13 protein-coding genes are annotated in these 16,185 nt (G+C 63.9%); 1 reads left to right on the top strand and 12 read right to left on the bottom strand.

Annotation, left to right across the window (positions count from 1 at the left end; translation table 11 throughout):
• From PH586_RS22680 to PH586_RS22630, 11 genes are all read right to left on the bottom strand, one after another.
• On the bottom strand, positions 1-75 hold a 75-nt coding region (locus tag PH586_RS22680; protein ID WP_271350081.1), incomplete at its 3' end, for a hypothetical protein.
• A gap of 134 nt (positions 76-209) precedes the next feature.
• Positions 210-1,085, bottom strand: coding sequence for an oxygenase MpaB family protein (locus PH586_RS22675; RefSeq protein ID WP_271350080.1), 876 nt, complete (start codon positions 1,083-1,085; stop codon positions 210-212).
• 147 nt (positions 1,086-1,232) lie between these two features.
• Positions 1,233-3,170, bottom strand: a complete 1,938-nt coding sequence (gene acs / locus PH586_RS22670) for an acetate--CoA ligase (protein WP_271350079.1) — start codon at positions 3,168-3,170, stop codon at positions 1,233-1,235.
• A gap of 195 nt (positions 3,171-3,365) precedes the next feature.
• Positions 3,366-5,030 (bottom strand): glucose-6-phosphate isomerase, encoded by a 1,665-nt coding sequence (gene pgi / locus PH586_RS22665; protein ID WP_271350078.1) that lies wholly within the window; start codon positions 5,028-5,030, stop codon positions 3,366-3,368.
• A gap of 332 nt (positions 5,031-5,362) precedes the next feature.
• The gene (panC, locus tag PH586_RS22660) at positions 5,363-6,223 is read right to left on the bottom strand and encodes a pantoate--beta-alanine ligase (RefSeq protein WP_271350077.1); all 861 of its coding nucleotides are present in this window, start codon (positions 6,221-6,223) and stop codon (positions 5,363-5,365) included.
• A complete protein-coding gene (gene panB / locus PH586_RS22655; RefSeq protein ID WP_271350076.1) occupies positions 6,220-7,020 on the bottom strand; it encodes a 3-methyl-2-oxobutanoate hydroxymethyltransferase in 801 nt (266 codons plus the stop codon). Before panB ends, panC begins: the two co-directional genes overlap by 4 nt.
• A 218-nt stretch (positions 7,021-7,238) precedes the next feature.
• Entirely contained in the window at positions 7,239-7,727 is a 489-nt protein-coding gene (folK, locus tag PH586_RS22650) for a 2-amino-4-hydroxy-6-hydroxymethyldihydropteridine diphosphokinase (RefSeq protein WP_408637039.1), read from the bottom strand.
• Entirely contained in the window at positions 7,724-9,130 is a 1,407-nt protein-coding gene (locus PH586_RS22645) for a polynucleotide adenylyltransferase PcnB (RefSeq protein WP_271350073.1), read from the bottom strand. The genes folK and PH586_RS22645 overlap by 4 nt, the downstream gene beginning before the upstream one ends.
• Before the next feature lie 978 nt (positions 9,131-10,108).
• Positions 10,109-11,530 carry a sigma-54-dependent transcriptional regulator gene (locus PH586_RS22640; RefSeq protein ID WP_271350072.1) on the bottom strand — a complete coding sequence of 474 codons (1,422 nt, stop codon included), beginning with the start codon at positions 11,528-11,530 and terminating at the stop codon, positions 10,109-10,111.
• A 34-nt stretch (positions 11,531-11,564) separates the two neighbouring features.
• A complete protein-coding gene (locus PH586_RS22635) occupies positions 11,565-14,519 on the bottom strand; it encodes a sensor histidine kinase (RefSeq protein ID WP_271350071.1) in 2,955 nt (984 codons plus the stop codon).
• Positions 14,520-14,582: 63 nt separating this feature from the next.
• Positions 14,583-14,759, bottom strand: a complete 177-nt coding sequence (locus PH586_RS22630) for a hypothetical protein (protein ID WP_003244646.1) — start codon at positions 14,757-14,759, stop codon at positions 14,583-14,585.
• A gap of 239 nt (positions 14,760-14,998) precedes the next feature.
• Between PH586_RS22630 and PH586_RS22625 the strand changes: the two genes are divergently transcribed.
• The gene (locus PH586_RS22625) at positions 14,999-15,271 is read left to right on the top strand and encodes a hypothetical protein (RefSeq protein WP_271350070.1); all 273 of its coding nucleotides are present in this window, start codon (positions 14,999-15,001) and stop codon (positions 15,269-15,271) included.
• A 6-nt stretch (positions 15,272-15,277) separates the two neighbouring features.
• Here the strand turns inward: PH586_RS22625 and PH586_RS22620 are convergent, their stop codons facing one another.
• The gene (locus PH586_RS22620; protein WP_271350069.1) at positions 15,278-15,865 is read right to left on the bottom strand and encodes an LOG family protein; all 588 of its coding nucleotides are present in this window, start codon (positions 15,863-15,865) and stop codon (positions 15,278-15,280) included.
• Positions 15,866-16,185 lie beyond the last annotated feature (320 nt).

Below are 16,185 nucleotides of genomic sequence, written 5' to 3'. Positions count from 1 at the left end.
GGCGATACCTGCCAGTGAACCCTGGAAGCTGCCGACGGCAGTGCGGGTGGCGGCGACGATGACGACTTCTTGCATGATGGGGTTCCTCAAGAGAGTGGCGGCGGTGAGTGGCAGCTAGGGCGTTATGGTTGCACAGGGGCTAGGTTTTGGGCCAGTGCGCGAACCGGCCGGTCAGCTGTAGGCGCTAGCGCACGCTGCTCGAGGCGACATCAAGCGGGCGGCAGTCCCAGGCGTTTGCGCGCGCGGTGGATGGCGCCGCTGCGCACGGCCCAACGCAACACCGGGGCCAGGCTGTGTACGCCGGCGTGAATCACTCGGCTGCGCAGCGGGCCGATGGGCTGTTCGAGCATGGTCTGCGCCCAGGCCGGCAGCAGGTCGATGCCGGCCTGGGTCAGTAGTTTGCCCACCGGCACGGCGAGGGCGCTGGGCGCCGGGGCCTCGAGCAGGATGCGCAGAATCTCCTGGGAGTGTTGCTCGCAGCGCAACTGTGGGCGGATGGCTGTCAGGTATGCGCTGACTTCGTGGCGCGAGCGCGGCACCTGGCTGGCGCCGAGGCGCTCGGCGATGAGGGCGATCTCGGCATAGTAACGATCCTGGTCGGCTTCGCTCAGTCGGGGGTTGCGGTAGCGCAGGTGGGCCTGGAGAAAGCTGTGCACCTCGGCCACGTGCACCCAGGTCAGCAGCGCGGGGTCGCTGGCCGCATAGGGGCGGCCATCCGGCGCCGTGCCGGTTACCTGCAGGTGGATGCGTTTGACCTTGTCGATCAGCCAGTCGGCATCGGCGCGGGCGCCGAAGGTGGTACCGGAGATGAACTGACCGGTGCGGCGCAGGCGACCGAGCAGGTCGTTGCGAAAGTTCGAGTGATCCCAGACCCCGGCCAGTGCCAGCGGGTGCAGCGCCTGCAAGAGCAGGGCGCTGATACCGCCGATCAGCATGCTGGTGAAGTCGCCATGCACCTGCCAGCTCACCGAGTCGGGGCCGAACAGGCCGGGATCGCCCTCGGGGTGTTCAAAGTCGATCTGGCCGAGGGCGATGCCGCTGAGGCTCAATACCTGGGTTTCGATGTGGCGGCGGAGAAATTCCATGGCCGCAGTCTGCTGTTGCGAGCCGCCGGTTTCAAGACGGCAGGGCGTATTCGCCAAGCAGTACGCCCGCCGAGGCGGTAGAGAACGCCACGGCGACGGACTGTTCGCTGCGCGCCTGAGTGGCCGCCGCTGCGTTGCGCCTACAGGTTAGCGGTTCAGGCGCTGCTCGATCAGGTTGTCGACCACTGTCGGGTCGGCCAGGGTCGAGGTGTCGCCGAGGGTGTCCAGTTCATTGCAGGCGATCTTGCGCAGGATGCGCCGCATGATCTTGCCCGAGCGGGTCTTCGGCAGCCCCGGCGCCCATTGCAGTAGCTCCGGTTTGGCGAAGCTGCCGATTTCCTTGCCGACCAGCGCCAGCAGTTCCTGCTGCAGCTGGTCGGAGGGCTCCGCGCCGTTCATCAGGGTGACGAAGGCGTAGATGCCCTGGCCCTTGATGTCGTGCGGGTAGCCGACCACCGCCGCCTCGGCGACCGCGTCATGCAGCACCAGGGCGCTTTCCACCTCGGCGGTGCCGATGCGATGACCGGAGACGTTGATCACGTCGTCGACCCGGCCGGTGATCCAGTAGTAGCCGTCCTCGTCGCGCCGCGCGCCGTCGCCGGTGAAGTAGTAGCCGGGGTAGGGTTTGAAGTAGGTGTCGACCATGCGCTGATGGTCGCCGTAGATGCTGCGGATCTGGCTCGGCCAGCTGGCCTTGATCGCCAGCACGCCACTGCCCGGACCGTCGATCTCCTTGGCCTGTTCGTCCAGCAGCGCCGGTTGCACACCGAAGAATGGGCGGGTCGCCGAGCCGGGCTTGAGGTCGGTGGCACCGGGCAGCGGGGTAATCAGGATGGCGCCGGTCTCGGTCTGCCACCAGGTGTCGACGATCGGGCAGCGCATCTCGCCGACCACGTGGTAGTACCACTCCCAGGCTTCCGGGTTGATCGGCTCGCCGACGCTGCCGAGCAGGCGCAGGCTCGAGCGCGAGGTGCTCTTCACCGGCGCTTCGCCTTCGCGCATCAGGGCGCGGATAGCGGTCGGGGCGGTGTAGAAGATGTTGACCTGGTGCTTGTCGATCACCTGCCAGAAGCGCGAGGCGTCCGGGTAGTTGGGTACCCCCTCGAACACCAGGCTGGTGGCGCCATTGGCCAGCGGGCCGTAGACGATGTAACTGTGGCCGGTAACCCAGCCGACATCGGCGGTGCACCAGTAGATATCGCCCTCGTGGTAGTCGAACACATACTTGTGGGTCATGGCGGCCATCAGCAGATAGCCGCCGGTGCTGTGCAGCACGCCCTTCGGCTTGCCCGTCGATCCCGAGGTATAGAGGATGAACAGCGGGTCCTCGGCGTCCATCGGCTCCGCTGGGCAGTCGCTGGAGGCATCGTGCAGGGCCTTGTGGTACCAGATGTCGCGGCCTTCGACCCAGTCAATCTCGCCCTGGGTGCGCTCGACCACCACCACCGTGGATACCGCCGGGCAGCTCTGCAGCGCCTGGTCGACGTTGGCCTTGAGCGCCACGTACTTGCCGCCGCGCACCCCCTCGTCGGCGGTGATCACCGTGCGGCAATCGGCGTCGAGGATGCGGTCGCGCAGCGCATCCGGGGAGAAGCCGCCGAACACCACCGAATGCACCGCACCAATGCGCGTGCAGGCGAGCATGGCGTAGGTTGCCTCCGGGATCATCGGCATGTAGATGCACACCCGGTCGCCTTTACCCACGCCGCGGCTCTTCAGCACATTGGCCAGGCGGCAGACATGGTGGTGCAGTTTGTTGTAGGTGATGTGGGCGGATTCGGCGGGGTTGTCGCCCTCCCAGATCAGCGCGACCTGCTCACCGCGCTGTTTCAGGTGACGGTCGATGCAGTTGTAGCTGACATTCAGTTGGCCGCCCTTGAACCAGCTCACCTGGCCTTTTTTCAGGTCGCCGCTGTAGACCTCGTCCCAGGGTTTCGACCAGTCGAGAAAGGCCTTGGCCTGCTCGGCCCAGAAGGTTGCCGGTTGCTCGATCGATTGCCGATACAGGCGCTGATAATCCTCGTCGTTGAGGTGTGCACGCTGGCGCATGGCATCGCTGACGGGGTGGCGGGTGATCGCGAACATGGCTGGTCCTTATTTTTGTGTGGCCTCGATGGCCTAAGGTTAGCAGTCGGAAAACGGCCAGGGGCCGATAAAGCGGTGTTGGTGGCTGGATGGTCAGATGGGTTGGCCGAGGCGCCCCCTGGATCGGCGCAGGCTCGAGAGGGGGAGGAATGAGGTGGCCTTGGTGGGGCACAACCTCATTCCTCGCGGCCGGCTTCAGCCGCGATGGCGGCCGCGGAAGAACTCGATCAGGCCCTGGGTCGAGGCATCCTCGGCAGGCTTTTCCTCGCTGCCGACCAGGCGCGAGTAGACGCTCTTGCCCAGCTCCTTGCCCAGTTCGACACCCCACTGATCGAAGGCGTTGATGCCCCAGATCGCGCTCTGGGCGAATACCTTGTGCTCATACATCGCCACCAGGGCGCCGAGCCGGCGCGGGCTGATGCGTTCGAGCACCAGGGTGTTGCTCGGCCGGTTGCCGGGGATGACCTTGTGTGGTGCCAGGCGCTGCACTTCGGCTTCGCTCAGGCCCTGGCCGCGCAGCTCGGCTTCGGCTTCTTCGCGGTTCTTGCCGAGCATCAGCGCCTGGCTCTGCGACAGGCAGTTGGCGTACAGCCATTGGTGGTGGTCGGCCACCGGGTTGTAGCTGACCACCGGGACGATGAAGTCGGCCGGAATCAACTGGGTGCCCTGGTGCAGCAACTGGTGGTAGGCATGCTGGCCGTTGCAGCCGACCCCGCCCCAGATTACCGGGCCGGTGGCGCAACGCACCGGCTGGCCGTCCTGCAGCACGCTCTTGCCGTTGGACTCCATGTCCAGTTGCTGCAGGTGTTTGGTGATATTGCGCAGGTAATGGTCGTACGGCAGGATCGCCTGGCTCTGGGCGCCCCAGAAGTTGCCGTACCAGATGCCCAGCAGGGCCAGCAGTACCGGCATGTTGCTCTCGAAGGGGGCGGTCAGGAAGTGCTGGTCCATGCTGTAGGCACCGGACAGCAGCTCCTTGAAGTTGGACATGCCGATCGACATGGCGATCGGCAGGCCGATGGCCGACCACAGCGAATAACGCCCGCCGACCCAGTCCCACATCGGGAACACGTTCTCTTCGTGGATACCGAAGGCCACTGCCGCCTGGGTGTTGCTGGAGACTGCAATAAAGTGCCGATACAGCTCGGCCTCGGGGCCGCCCTGGGCCAGGTACCAGCTGCGCGCGGCCTGGGCGTTCTTCAGGGTTTCCAGGGTGCTGAAGGATTTCGAGGAAACGATGAACAGGGTGGTTTCGGCGCGCAGCTTGGCGGCCAGTTCGTGGAAGGAGCTGCCGTCGATATTGGCCAGGTAGTGGCAGCGTACACCGCGCTGGGCGAAGGGCAGCAGGGCTTCGGAGACCAGTTGCGGGCCGAGGAAGGAGCCGCCGATGCCGATGTTGACCACGTCGGTGATCGGCTTCTCGCTGTAGCCACGCCACAGGCCATCGTGCACCCGCCCGACCAGTTCGGTCATCTGATGCAGGACACGCTGGACCTCGGGCATCACGTCGTCGCCATCGACCAGCACCTTGTCGCCGATTGGCCGGCGCAACGCGGTGTGCAGGGCGGGACGTGCTTCCGAGGCATTGATCGGCTCGCCGTCGAACTGCGCCCGTATAGCCTGCTCCAGTCCGCATTCCTTGGCCAGACTGACCAGCAGGTCGCGGGTTTCAAGGGTGATCAGGTTTTTCGAGTAATCGAGAAACAGGCCACAGCTACTCAGGGAGAGGTGTTCGAAACGCTGTGCGTCCCTGTTGAACGCCTCGCGCATGCTGAAGCTCTGCATGCCGGCTCGGTGCGACTCGAGGGCCTTCCAGGTGGGCAGGGCGGTGACATCGAGGGGGTGCTGATAGTACGCCATGTGAGGTGGCTTCCTTGTGCTTGAGCAATCTTGGGTGAATCGACGCCAGGGTAACGAAAAGGCGATGCCCGTATTGGCGGTTGCCCTAACTGAATAGTCAGAATACGCCGTCTGTAGGGGCCGTCGGGCGGCGTTCCGCTGTCGCCCATGCACTACAAGACTGCTGCATGGTCAACAAACAGCGCAAAAACCCGGCAAGAGCGGGCCTCAGTGTAACTGGCGTGAGCCTGGATAAGGCAAGCGCTAGCGCAGCGACTTGCCGCCGGTTAGCCAGGCGGCAGGCTAGCGCGCGTCTGCTGCCGCGGCCCATCGCAGGCTCACGGGGGCGTCGCTCACAGCGTGGGGTCGAGGTCGAGCGTCAGGTTGTCGATCAGGCGGGTGCTGCCGAGAAAGGCCGCACTGAGAATCACCAACTGGCGATCGCTGGCGGTTGCCGGGCGCAGGCTATTTGCTTCGCGAATTTCCAGGTAGTCCGGGCGCAAACCCGCGGCCAGCTGTTGCTGACGTGCTGCCTCGACCAGGCTGGCGAAATCGCGCTCACCGGCGCCAAGCGCAGTGGCGATCTGTTGCAGGCTGCGGTACAGGGTCGGCGCGGCGGCGCGTTGTTCGGCATTCAGGTAGCCATTGCGCGAAGACAGCGCCAGGCCATCCTCGGCACGGATGGTCGGCTCGCCGATAATCTGCACCGGTATGTTCAGGTCATGCACCAGGGTGCGAATCACCGCCAGCTGCTGGAAGTCCTTCTGACCGAAAACTGCCAGGTCCGGCTGTACCAGGTTGAACAGCTTGGTCACTACGGTGGCGACGCCGTCGAAATGGCCGGGCCGACTGGCGCCGCACAGCCCCTCGGAGACACCTTGCACGCTAACCTGGGTCTGGCTGGCCATACCGCCGGGGTACATCTCGTCCACATCAGGGTTGAACAGCAGGTGACAGCCGGCATCAAGGAGTTTCTCCTGGTCGGCTGCCAGGGTGCGCGGGTAGCTGCTCAGGTCTTCGCCAGGGCCGAACTGCAACGGATTGACGAAGATGCTGGCAACCACGAAGTCGGCGCGCTGGGCGGCTTTCTCGACCAGGGCAATATGCCCGGCGTGCAAGTTGCCCATGGTCGGGACGAAACCGATCTGTTTGCCTTCGGCGCGAGCCAAGGCAACGGCTGCGCGCAGTTCGCGGATGGTTTTAACCGTGTTCATGCAGAGAATCCGTGTTCGCTGGCTGGGAAACTGCAGTCCTTGACTGCCTTGACGTAGGCGCTGAGCGCATTCTGGACGCTGCTTTGCCCGGCCATGAAATTCTTCACGAACTTGGGCATGCGCCCACTGAGGGACAAGCCGAGCATGTCGTGCAGCACCAGTACCTGGCCGTCGGTGGCGCCGCCGGCACCTATGCCAATGACCGGGATCTTCACCGCCTGGCTGATTTCCGCCGCCAGTTCACTGGGTACGCATTCGAGCAGCAGCATGGCCGCGCCGGCTTGTTCCAGGGCCATGGCGTCGGCGCGCATCTGGCGCGCCTGGGCTTCCTGGCGGCCCTGGACCTTATAACCGCCGAGGATATTCACCGCTTGCGGGGTCAGGCCCAGGTGCGCGCAGACCGGTACGCCGCGCTCGGCCAGCTGGCGGATCGGCTCGGCCAGCCAGGCGGCGCCCTCGAACTTGACCATGTGAGCGCCGGCTTGCATCAGCAGCGCGCAGTTGTGCAGCGTCTGCTCGGTGGTGGCGTAGGCCATGAAGGGCAGGTCGACGAGGATCAGGGCGCCCTGGTTGCCGCGTTTCACGCAGGCGGTGTGGTAGGCCATGTCGGCGACACTCACCGGCAAGGTACTGTCGTGACCCTGCAACACCATGCCGAGGGAGTCGCCAACCAGCAGCACCTCGACTCCAGCCTGGCAGGCAGTCTGGGCGAAGGTGGCGTCGTAGCAGGTCAACATGGCGATTTTCTCGCCACTCTGCTTGAGGCTTTGCAGGGTGGTCAGGGTAATGACAGGCATAACAATCGTCCTCACTCAGGCGTTCAGCAAGCAATAGGGCTGCTTCAAAGTGGCCTGCATTGGCCTCGGTGTGCACCGGTGCGGGGCAACGGGACGCCTATAGTCATGATGGGGACGCGCGAAGTCAATTGCAGGTGTTACCGACCTGTTACTGGCGTTACCGCCAATTTGCCCACCTGGGGGCTTGCCGTGGGGGCAATCCATTGCGCAGTCGCGGTCTACTCGGGCAGGCGTTCCAGGCCTTCGAAGGGGCAGGCGGCGAGCAGATCCGGCAAGGCACGACCGTCGGGCAGGCGCAGGTCGGGGGCCAGTTCGGCCAGCGGGTAGAGTACGAAGGCGCGGGCGTGCATGTGGTAATGCGGCACGCGCAGGCGCGGCTCGTCGAGCAGCAGGTCGCCGAATAGCAGGATATCCAGATCGAGGGTGCGCGGCCCCCAGCGTTCGGCCTTGCGCTCACGACCCTGATTCAGCTCGATGGCTTGCAGGGCGTCGAGCAGTTGCAGTGGGGGCAGTGCGGTCTCCAGCGCCGCCACGGCGTTGACATAGCGCGGCTGATCGGCCGGGCCGAGCGGGTCGCTGGCATAGAAGGAGGAGGTGCCGACCAGCTGCGACTGCGGCAGCGCGGCCAGCGCCGCGAGGGCGCCGCGCAGTTGCGCGAGCGGCTCGGCAAGGTTGCTGCCGAGGCCAAGGTACACCCGCTGCATTATTCGCGGGCAGTAGGTTTGGGCGCACCATCGGCGCCTGGCGCGCGTTTGCGCTTGCTGCCACTGCGCCGCCGTTTGCGTGGGGCATCGCCACTGGCCTCCTGGCTGAGGTCGCGGATCATGCCGCGCCGATCGCTGTCGCTGGCGTCCTGATAGGCCGTCCACCAATCGCCGAGCCCGCCGGTTTGTTCGCCGGCGCTTTCGCGCAGCAGGAGGAAGTCGTAACCGGCGCGAAAGCGCGGGTTTTCCAGCAGCAGGTCGGAGCGCTTGCCACTGCGTCGCGGCAGGCGTTCCTGCATATCCCAGATCTCGCGGATCGGCATGGTGAAACGCTTGGGGATGGCAATGCGCAGGCACTGTTCGCTGATCAGTTCGTGCGCTGCTTCCTGCATCGCCGGGATCGCCGGCATGCCACGGTCCTGCAGCTTGATCACGCGTGCCGGCAAGGCGGGCCAGAGCAGGGCGGCGAACAGGAACGCCGGAGTTACGGTTTTCTTCTGCTGAATGCGCAGGTCGGTGCTGATCAAGGCGTTGCGGATCAGGGCGTCGGTATAGTCCGGGTCGGCCTTGAGCGCCGCGGCGCTGGCCGGGAACAGTTCACCGAACAAGCCGTAGTCGACCAGCAGTTCGTAGGTGAACTCGGCATAACCGGCGAGGAACAGCTTGAGCACTTCTTCGAACAGGCGCGCCGAGGGGATTTCCCGCAGCATCGGCGCCAGCTTGTAGATCGGCACGGCGCTGTGCTTCTCGATATCGAAGTCCAGCTTGGCGGCGAAGCGCACGGCCCGCAGCATGCGTACCGGGTCTTCCTGGTAACGCTGGGTCGGGTCGCCGATCAGGCGGATCAGGTGATTGCGGATGTCGTGCACACCGTTGGCGTAATCGAGAATGCGCTCGGTAGCCGGGTCGTAGTACAGCGCATTGATGGTGAAGTCGCGGCGCTGGGCGTCATCTTCCAGGCTGCCATAGACGTTGTCGCGCAGGATGCGTCCGCTCTCGTTGCGCGAAGACAGGTTGCTGTTCTCTTCCTCGTCGCCCTCGGGGTGATTGGCGCGGAAGGTGGCGACTTCGATGATTTCGCGGCCGAAGTGCACATGTACCAGCTTGAAGCGGCGGCCGATGACCCGGGCGTTACGAAACTCGGCACGCACCTGCTCCGGTGTGGCGCTGGTGGCCACATCGAAATCCTTGGGGTCGATGTCGAGCAGTAGGTCGCGCACGCAACCGCCCACCAGATAGGCCTGGTAGCCAGCGTGTTGCAGGCGCTCGACCACGCTGGTGGCGTAGCGACTGATTTCCCCGCGGTTGATCGGGTGCTGGCTACTGCTCAGCACTTCGGGAGTGCTGTGCGGGTGTTTGCCACGGCGCAGGGGCGAGCGGAGAGACTTGAACAGCTTTTTCAGCATGGGATGCACTGTTTGACGAAATGACAGGCCAGGATAAACGCTGACCACTGGAATGGCGCGGATTCTAGCATTGTGTCGGGGGATGGTGTAGGAAGCAGCAGGAGAGAGGTGTTTTGCACAAGCTACTGGGGGAGCCGAAGCTCCCCCCCAAGTAGGTGCGTGCTTTGTTTTTATTATTATGGCGGGCTTGTTGTTTTTGTTGAGTTGCCCGTTCCATCCAGTCAACGACTGTCTGGAATCCTCCTAAGCCAGGAGTCAATAGCAAACGGATTGTTTTGAATGCTGACGCTGCCATGATCGTGTTGTGACCCAACCAGTACGGGATCTGCCTCGAGGCAGTTTTGTTGTTCTCTGTCTGGTTGCGGGGCAAGCCCCAACGGCAATTACTTTCCAAAAGAATCAGTTAGCTGCGCCTCCGCCGTGTTGTTTTTATTGTGCTGGAGTCGGTACGTCTTGTTTTTATTATCGGGTGCAGTACTTGTTATTGTTGTTGTCCAATACATAAAGCATGAGCCGTGCCAGGTTTTGTGAATCCCAGTAATACAAGGGCTTAAGCCGATTCACGGGTGGGCGTTCGGGATGAAAATGCCATGCGCTCGTTACCTTAAGCCCCGGACTTTGTTACGCGGTGTTGGGGCGGTAACAGCGAGGGGAACCTTGCGCTCGACAATCGGTCTCCGTGTTTTGGCCGGCAGCTCGGCTAATCTGCGCTCGCAGTCATTCTCGCGCAGGTGCTGCGGCCCATGGCTCACCGGTTGCTCAAGGTAATCGCGATCGGGCTTTTGTAGGATGGGCGTAGCGATACCCATCGACCGGTTGCATGCCGCCGGGCTGGTTGAGTGGCCGCCCATCGTTGTGATGGGTATCGCTGCGCTGAACGCCACGGCCTGGGTGTCGCTGCGCTCAAGCCTGCGCGGCCCGCGCCATCCTGCGGATGGCGGGCGCAGGCGGGGGCGCGACCGCTTTGTGCTTGGCCGGCTAGCCGGTGGCCGCGCCGGTCTTGCGCCGTGGAATACCCAGGCGCTGGCGGCGCTCCCACAGGCACTTGCGGCTGATGCCGAGCTTGCGCGCCAGTTCGGTTTCGGTCATGTGATCCTGGTGTTCGAGGACGAAGTGCTGGAAATAGTCTTCCAGCGAAAGATCCTCGGTCGGCTCGTGGCTAGTGCTGCTGGACTGTGACGGCAGGCCGATGAAGTCGTCGTCATCCAGGTCGTCCAGCTCGATGTCGATGCCCAGCAGCTCGGCCGAGATCGCCGAGCTTTCGCAGAGGATGACTGCGCGCTCGATGGCGTTCTCCAGTTCGCGCACATTGCCTGGCCAGGTGTAATGACGGATTGCCTGTTCGGCATCCGCGGCGAAATGCAGGTCCTCGCGGTCCATGCGCGTGCATTGACGCTTGAGGAAGGCATGGGCGATTTCACTGACGTCGCTGCCACGCTCGCGCAATGCCGGGAGTTTCAGGGCGATGACATGCAGGCGGTAATACAGGTCTTCACGGAATTGGCCGACCTTGGACAGGCCTTTCAGGTCGCGGTGAGTCGCCGCGATCAGCCGCACATTGACTTTTTGCGACTGCACCGAGCCGACCCGGCGGATCTCGCCTTCCTGCAACACGCGTAGCAAGCGGGCCTGGGCCTCCAGCGGCAGCTCACCGATCTCGTCGAGGAACAGGGTGCCGCCATCAGCCGCTTCGACCAGACCGGCGCGTCCGGCACTGGCGCCGGTGAAGGCGCCTTTCTCGTGGCCGAACAGTTCGGACTCGATCAGGCTTTCCGGGATGGCCGCGCAGTTCACTGATATCAGTGGGGCCTTGGCGCGCTTGGACAGGTTGTGCAGGGCGCGTGCGACCAGTTCCTTGCCGGTGCCGGACTCGCCCTGGATCAGCACGTTGGAGTCGGTCGGTGCGACTTTGCGGATCTTGCTGTACATCTCCAGCATGGCCGGGCAAGAGCCGATGATGCCGATCTCGCCATTGCTGTTGTCGACGACTTTTTCGCTGCTGCGGCCAGGGGTGGCGCTGGCCGGTGTATTTGGCGCCTGCCTGGCTTCCTGGCGGTCGCGCAGGATGCGCGCCACGGCCTGGAGCATCTCGTCATGGTCGAAGGGTTTGGCGATGTAGTCGACCGCACCCATCTTCATCGAGTCGACGGCAGAGCGCAGGCTGGCGTAGCTGGTCATGATCAGCACGGGCTTGCCTTGGGCGAGCTTGATCAGCTCGGTGCCGGGGGCGCCGGGCAGGCGCAGATCGCTGACGATCAGGTCGAAGCTGGGAATGCTGAAGCGCTCTTGCGCTTCCTGGACCGAGCCGGCTTCGCTGACCTGGTACTGGTTGCGCTCGAGCAGGCGGCGCAGGGCAGAGCGGATAATGGTTTCGTCTTCGACGATCAAAATATGGGGCATTAATTCGGTCTCTCGACGGTCTCAGGTCGCTGGTTCAATTCGCTATGGACGTCGCTTCGACATGCCGCGGCAGCGTCACCCGGATCCGGGTGCCGCGTTGGTGCTCGGGGTCGAGCGGGCTGTCGATTATTATTTGGCCATAATGCTCTTCCACAATGGAATAGACCAGCGCGAGGCCAAGCCCCGTGCCTTTGCCTGGGTCTTTGGTGGTGAAGAAAGGTTCGAACAGACGGTCGATGATCGCCTTGGGAATGCCACTGCCTTCATCTTCCACGATAAGGTCGACGGTGTGCTCCGAGGCTTCGGTTCTGACCCGGATCGCGGCACCGGGTGGCGAGGCATCGCGGGCATTGGATAGCAGGTTGATCAGCACCTGGGCGAGGCGTTGCGGGTCGCCCTCAACCCAGTGGTCGGCGTCGCACAGATTGAAGAATTCCACTTCGACGCTGCGCCGATTGAGCGACAGCAGGCCGATGGCCTCCTGCGCCACCTGGGCTAGGCACACCGGTTCGTCGGCCTGTTGATGGCCGCCCGAATGGGCGAAGCTCATCAACGACTGGAGGATGCGCGAAACCCGCTTGGTCTGCTCGAGGATCTGGCCGCTGATCTCGGTCAGCTCGCCGTCGCCTTCGCGTTCCTCGCGCAGGTTCTGCGCCAGGCAGGCGATGCCGGTGATCGGGTTGCCGATCTCGTGGGCGACCCCGGCCGCCAGGCGGCCGATGCTGGCCAGGCGCTCGGAATGCACCAGCTTGTCTTCCAGGTACTGGGTTTCCGTGAGGTCTTCGACCAGCAGCACCAGGCCGCTGTTGCCCGGTGTCAGCGGTTCGTCGATTGCCGCCTTGTGCAGGTTGAGCCAGCGGGTCTGGCCGTCCAGGCCCAGGCGCTGCTTGTGCAAGTGCTGGTCGGGCAGTTCGATGAAGTGCTGCAGCAGTGCGCGCCAGGGTTCGCCAAGCGCCGACAGGCGTGAGCCGACGATGCGGTGCGCCGGAATCTCGGTCAGTTCCTCCATGGCCTTGTTCCACATCAGGATTTCCTGATCCTTGGCCAGCGAGCAGACGCCCATCGGCAGCTCCTGCAGGGTCTGGCGGTGGTAGCGGCGCAACGCGTCGAGCTCCGCGGCCAGGCCGGTGAGGCGCGAATGGTAGTCCTCCAGGCGGTTCTCGATGAAGTGGATGTCTTCGGTGACGAAGGTTTCGCTGCCGGCTTTATAGGGTAGAAAGGTCTCGGCGATGTCCTGGGCCACGCTCGGCCCCATCAAGCCGGAGAGGTTGGCCTCGATGCGGTCGCGCAGACGGCGCAGGGCATAGGGGCGGCTTTCGTCGAAGGGCAGGTGCAGGTCGCGCAGGGCCTGCTCGACTTCACGCTGGGCGGTCTTGGCGCCGAGCGGTTTGGCCAGTTGGGTGGCGAACTCCTGGGGCGATTGGGCCAGCAGCTCGCGCCGTTGCGGGCGCCGCACGTTATCCACGGCGCAGGCTTCGGCGGCACTCTTCTCCTCGGCACTGGCTTCGGTGAACAGCGAGACCAGGGTGAATACCAGGACGTTGGCGGCCAGCGAGGCGATGGCCGCCAGGTGCCAGCTGCTGTCGTCCAGCACATAGACCAAGTTGAGTGCGGGGATGTAGAAGCCTTGCAGGTTGCCCAGCATCGGCAGCAGCATGCTGACGGTCCAGACGCTGATGCCTGCCAGCAGGCCGGCGATATAACCGCGGCGGTTGGCTGTCGGCCAGTACAGCACCGAGAGTACGCCGGGGAGGAACTGCAGGGTGGCGACGAAGGCGATGATGCCCAGGCTGGCCAGATCCTGTTTGGCCCCCAGCAGCAGATAGAAGCCGTAGCCGGCCATGATGATGGCGAAGATCAGGGCGCGCCGGGTCCACTTCAGCCAGCGATAGATATTGCCTTCGGTGGGCGGCTGATAGAGCGGCAACACCACATGGTTGAGCACCATGCCGGACAGCGCCAGGGTGGTGACGATGATCAGTCCGCTGGAGGCCGACAGGCCGCCGACATAGGCGATCAGCGCCAGGGTCTGGCTGTTGACCGCGATGCCCAGGCCGAGGGTGAAGTATTCCGGGTTGGTGGTGACGCCCAGCTTGAGGCCCGCCCAGAGAATCAAGGGCACCGCCAGGCTCATCAGCAGCAGGAACAATGGCAGGCCCCAGCTGGCGCTGACCAGCGCCCGCGGGTTGAGATTTTCGGTAAAGGTCATGTGGTACATGTGCGGCATGACGATGGCCGACGCGAAGAACACCAGCAGCAGGGTACGCCAGGGGCCTTCCTGCAGCGGCGTGTGCAGGCTGGCCAGGGCGGCCTGGTTCTGCACCAGCCAGCGCTCCAGGTCCTGCGGCCCATCGAACACGCCATACAACGCATAGATGCCGATGATGCCGATGGCGGTCAGCTTGACCACCGACTCGAAGGCGATGGCAAACACCAGGCCTTCGTGTTTCTCGCGGGTGGCGATATGGCGGGCGCCGAACAGGATGGTGAACAGGATGATCAGTCCGCAGTAGGCCAGCGCCACCCGTTCCTGCACCGGCTCGCGGGTGAGGATGCCGATCGAGTCGGCCACCGCCTGGAACTGCAGCGCCAGCAATGGCAGTACGCCGATCAGCATGAATACGGTGGTCAGGGCGCCGGCCCAGGTGCTGCGGAAGCGGAAGGCGAACAGGTCGGCCAGCGACGACAACTGGTAGGTGCGGGTAATGCGCAGGATCGGATAGAGCAGCACCGGCGCCAGCAGAAAGGCCCCGGACACCCCCAGGTAGCTGGCGAGAAAACCATAGCCGTACTGATAGGCCAGGCCCACCGTGCCGTAGAAGGCCCAGGCGCTGGCATAGACGCCGAGGGACAGGGTGTAGGTGAGCGGATGGCGGATGATCGCGCGCGGGATCAAGCCGTGTTCGCTGGCCCAGGCGACGCCAAACAGCACCAGCAGGTAGGCGGCGCTGATCAGGATCAGCTGGCTAAGGCTAAAGCTCGTCAGCATCACGTTGACCCTGCGAAAAAAGGTGAATGGCGGTCATTTGGCCCTGGGTTTCGCCGGCAGGGATCAGAGTTCATCGGCATCGCGTTGACTCTGCAGGATAAAGGTCACCACGATGAGGATCAGCCAGAGCAAATAGGGCCGGTACCACGCGCCGTTGGGGTCGATCCACCAGTCCATGATCGCTGGGGAGAACAGGTAGATCCCCACTACCAGGATCAGAACCAATCGATAGATATACATGCCGCATCTCTTTGCGTGAGTGGCGCGATGGTAACGGATGTGCGCCGGCCTGCGTAGGCCGGTGCCACTTGCCAGAGCAAGGCGGCAGCGTTCATCCGGCTAAATGATCACGCTAGCGAAGGCCTATGCTGCTTGAGCTGAGAGCGGCAGAAATAATATCTTGACCACTGCATCAGGTGCCTGCGAGAGTCTTCGCAGGATTGATGCACACTGCAATTACCTGCCAAGGAAAGGCCGATATGTCACCCAAAGAACAGCAGCTCAGCGAACTCCTCGCCCACACCTCGCGCAGCCTCACCCACCTGACCGCCGCGATAACCTCCCTGTCATTCGACCTGATGCGCAGCGCCGACATCAGTGTGCGCGGCGCCGGATCGCGGATGATCATCAGGCTGGAGGCGGTCAGCAAGGAGCTCGACCAGCAGTGGGCACTGATCAGCGAGCTGACCGAGGAGGTGCAGCCTGCCCGTGCCGATGCCGTCGAGGAAGTCCAGCTGCATTCGGCGCTCTAGCAGCCCTCAGTCGGGGTCGCGCTCCGCCCACTTGGGCTCGCCGCTCGGTTGCCAGCTCCGCAATAGCTGCAGCAGTTCGGACGGCGACTCGCCGAGTTGCAGCATGGCGCGGTGCTGGGCGCGCACGAAGCGTTCGCTGACCAGGTGATCGAGGAATTCGCCGAGTTTGCCGTAGAAACCGCCCGCATCGAGCAGGCCGAGCGGCTTGTGGTGATAGCCGAGTTGCCCCCAGGTCCACACTTCGAACAATTCTTCCAGGGTGCCGAGGCCACCGGGCAGGGCGATAAACGCATCGCTGAGTTCGGCCATGCGGGCTTTGCGCGCATGCATGCCCTCCACCACTTCCAGGCGGCTCAGGCCTTGATGGCCAATTTCGGCGCGTTCCAGGCTCTGCGGGATGATGCCGATGACTTCACCGCCGGCGGCCATGGCCGCATCGGCGACCACCCCCATCAGGCCAACCGCGCCGCCACCATAGATCAGGCGCAGGCCCTGTTCCGCAAGATGACGCCCGAGGTCTGCCGCCGCCTGGCGGTAGATCGGCTGGGCGCCGGGGCTGGCGCCGCAGAACACGCAAATTGAACGCAAAGTCATGCTCGCTTCCTGGCAGTGAAAGGCTGCACAGGTTAGCCAGTCTGCGCGCGTCTACCAAGCGATAAGGCTGTTCATTCGGCGCTGCTGCCGCAGGCGCCTGCGGCATAGGCGACGAGCAGGCTGCGTAGCAATTCATCCAGATGCATGGCTTTTCTCCTGTTGCCTGGTAATCAGGCTACAACCCTGAAGGGGGTTCAGGCTGGTTGATTGTCTCGATGATGACGATAGCTTCCGGGCGGCGCAGGGCAAGTGGATAACTATTCCAGCGAGTTGCCCACAAAGACTGTGGAGCGAGCTGTGGATAAGGTGGGTGTAGACGT

Origin of the sequence: Pseudomonas aestuarii (assembly GCF_027988105.1) — a bacterium.
GTDB classification, from domain to species: domain Bacteria; phylum Pseudomonadota; class Gammaproteobacteria; order Pseudomonadales; family Pseudomonadaceae; genus Aquipseudomonas; species Aquipseudomonas aestuarii.
Note: the sequence above shows the minus strand (reverse complement) of the source record. Positions and strands in the feature narration are given on the sequence as shown.

Coding starts and splice junctions, on each gene's coding strand:
- PH586_RS22640 (WP_271350072.1), bottom strand. CDS start 11,530: ATGCCCCATATTTTGATCGTCGAAGACGAAACCATTATCCGCTCTGCC.
- PH586_RS22625 (WP_271350070.1), top strand. CDS start 14,999: ATGTCACCCAAAGAACAGCAGCTCAGCGAACTCCTCGCCCACACCTCG.
- PH586_RS22645 (WP_271350073.1), bottom strand. CDS start 9,130: ATGCTGAAAAAGCTGTTCAAGTCTCTCCGCTCGCCCCTGCGCCGTGGC.
- PH586_RS22635 (WP_271350071.1), bottom strand. CDS start 14,519: ATGCTGACGAGCTTTAGCCTTAGCCAGCTGATCCTGATCAGCGCCGCC.
- panC (WP_271350077.1), bottom strand. CDS start 6,223: ATGAACACGGTTAAAACCATCCGCGAACTGCGCGCAGCCGTTGCCTTG.
- PH586_RS22675 (WP_271350080.1), bottom strand. CDS start 1,085: ATGGAATTTCTCCGCCGCCACATCGAAACCCAGGTATTGAGCCTCAGC.
- PH586_RS22620 (WP_271350069.1), bottom strand. CDS start 15,865: ATGACTTTGCGTTCAATTTGCGTGTTCTGCGGCGCCAGCCCCGGCGCC.
- panB (WP_271350076.1), bottom strand. CDS start 7,020: ATGCCTGTCATTACCCTGACCACCCTGCAAAGCCTCAAGCAGAGTGGC.
- PH586_RS22630 (WP_003244646.1), bottom strand. CDS start 14,759: ATGTATATCTATCGATTGGTTCTGATCCTGGTAGTGGGGATCTACCTG.
- pgi (WP_271350078.1), bottom strand. CDS start 5,030: ATGGCGTACTATCAGCACCCCCTCGATGTCACCGCCCTGCCCACCTGG.
- acs (WP_271350079.1), bottom strand. CDS start 3,170: ATGTTCGCGATCACCCGCCACCCCGTCAGCGATGCCATGCGCCAGCGT.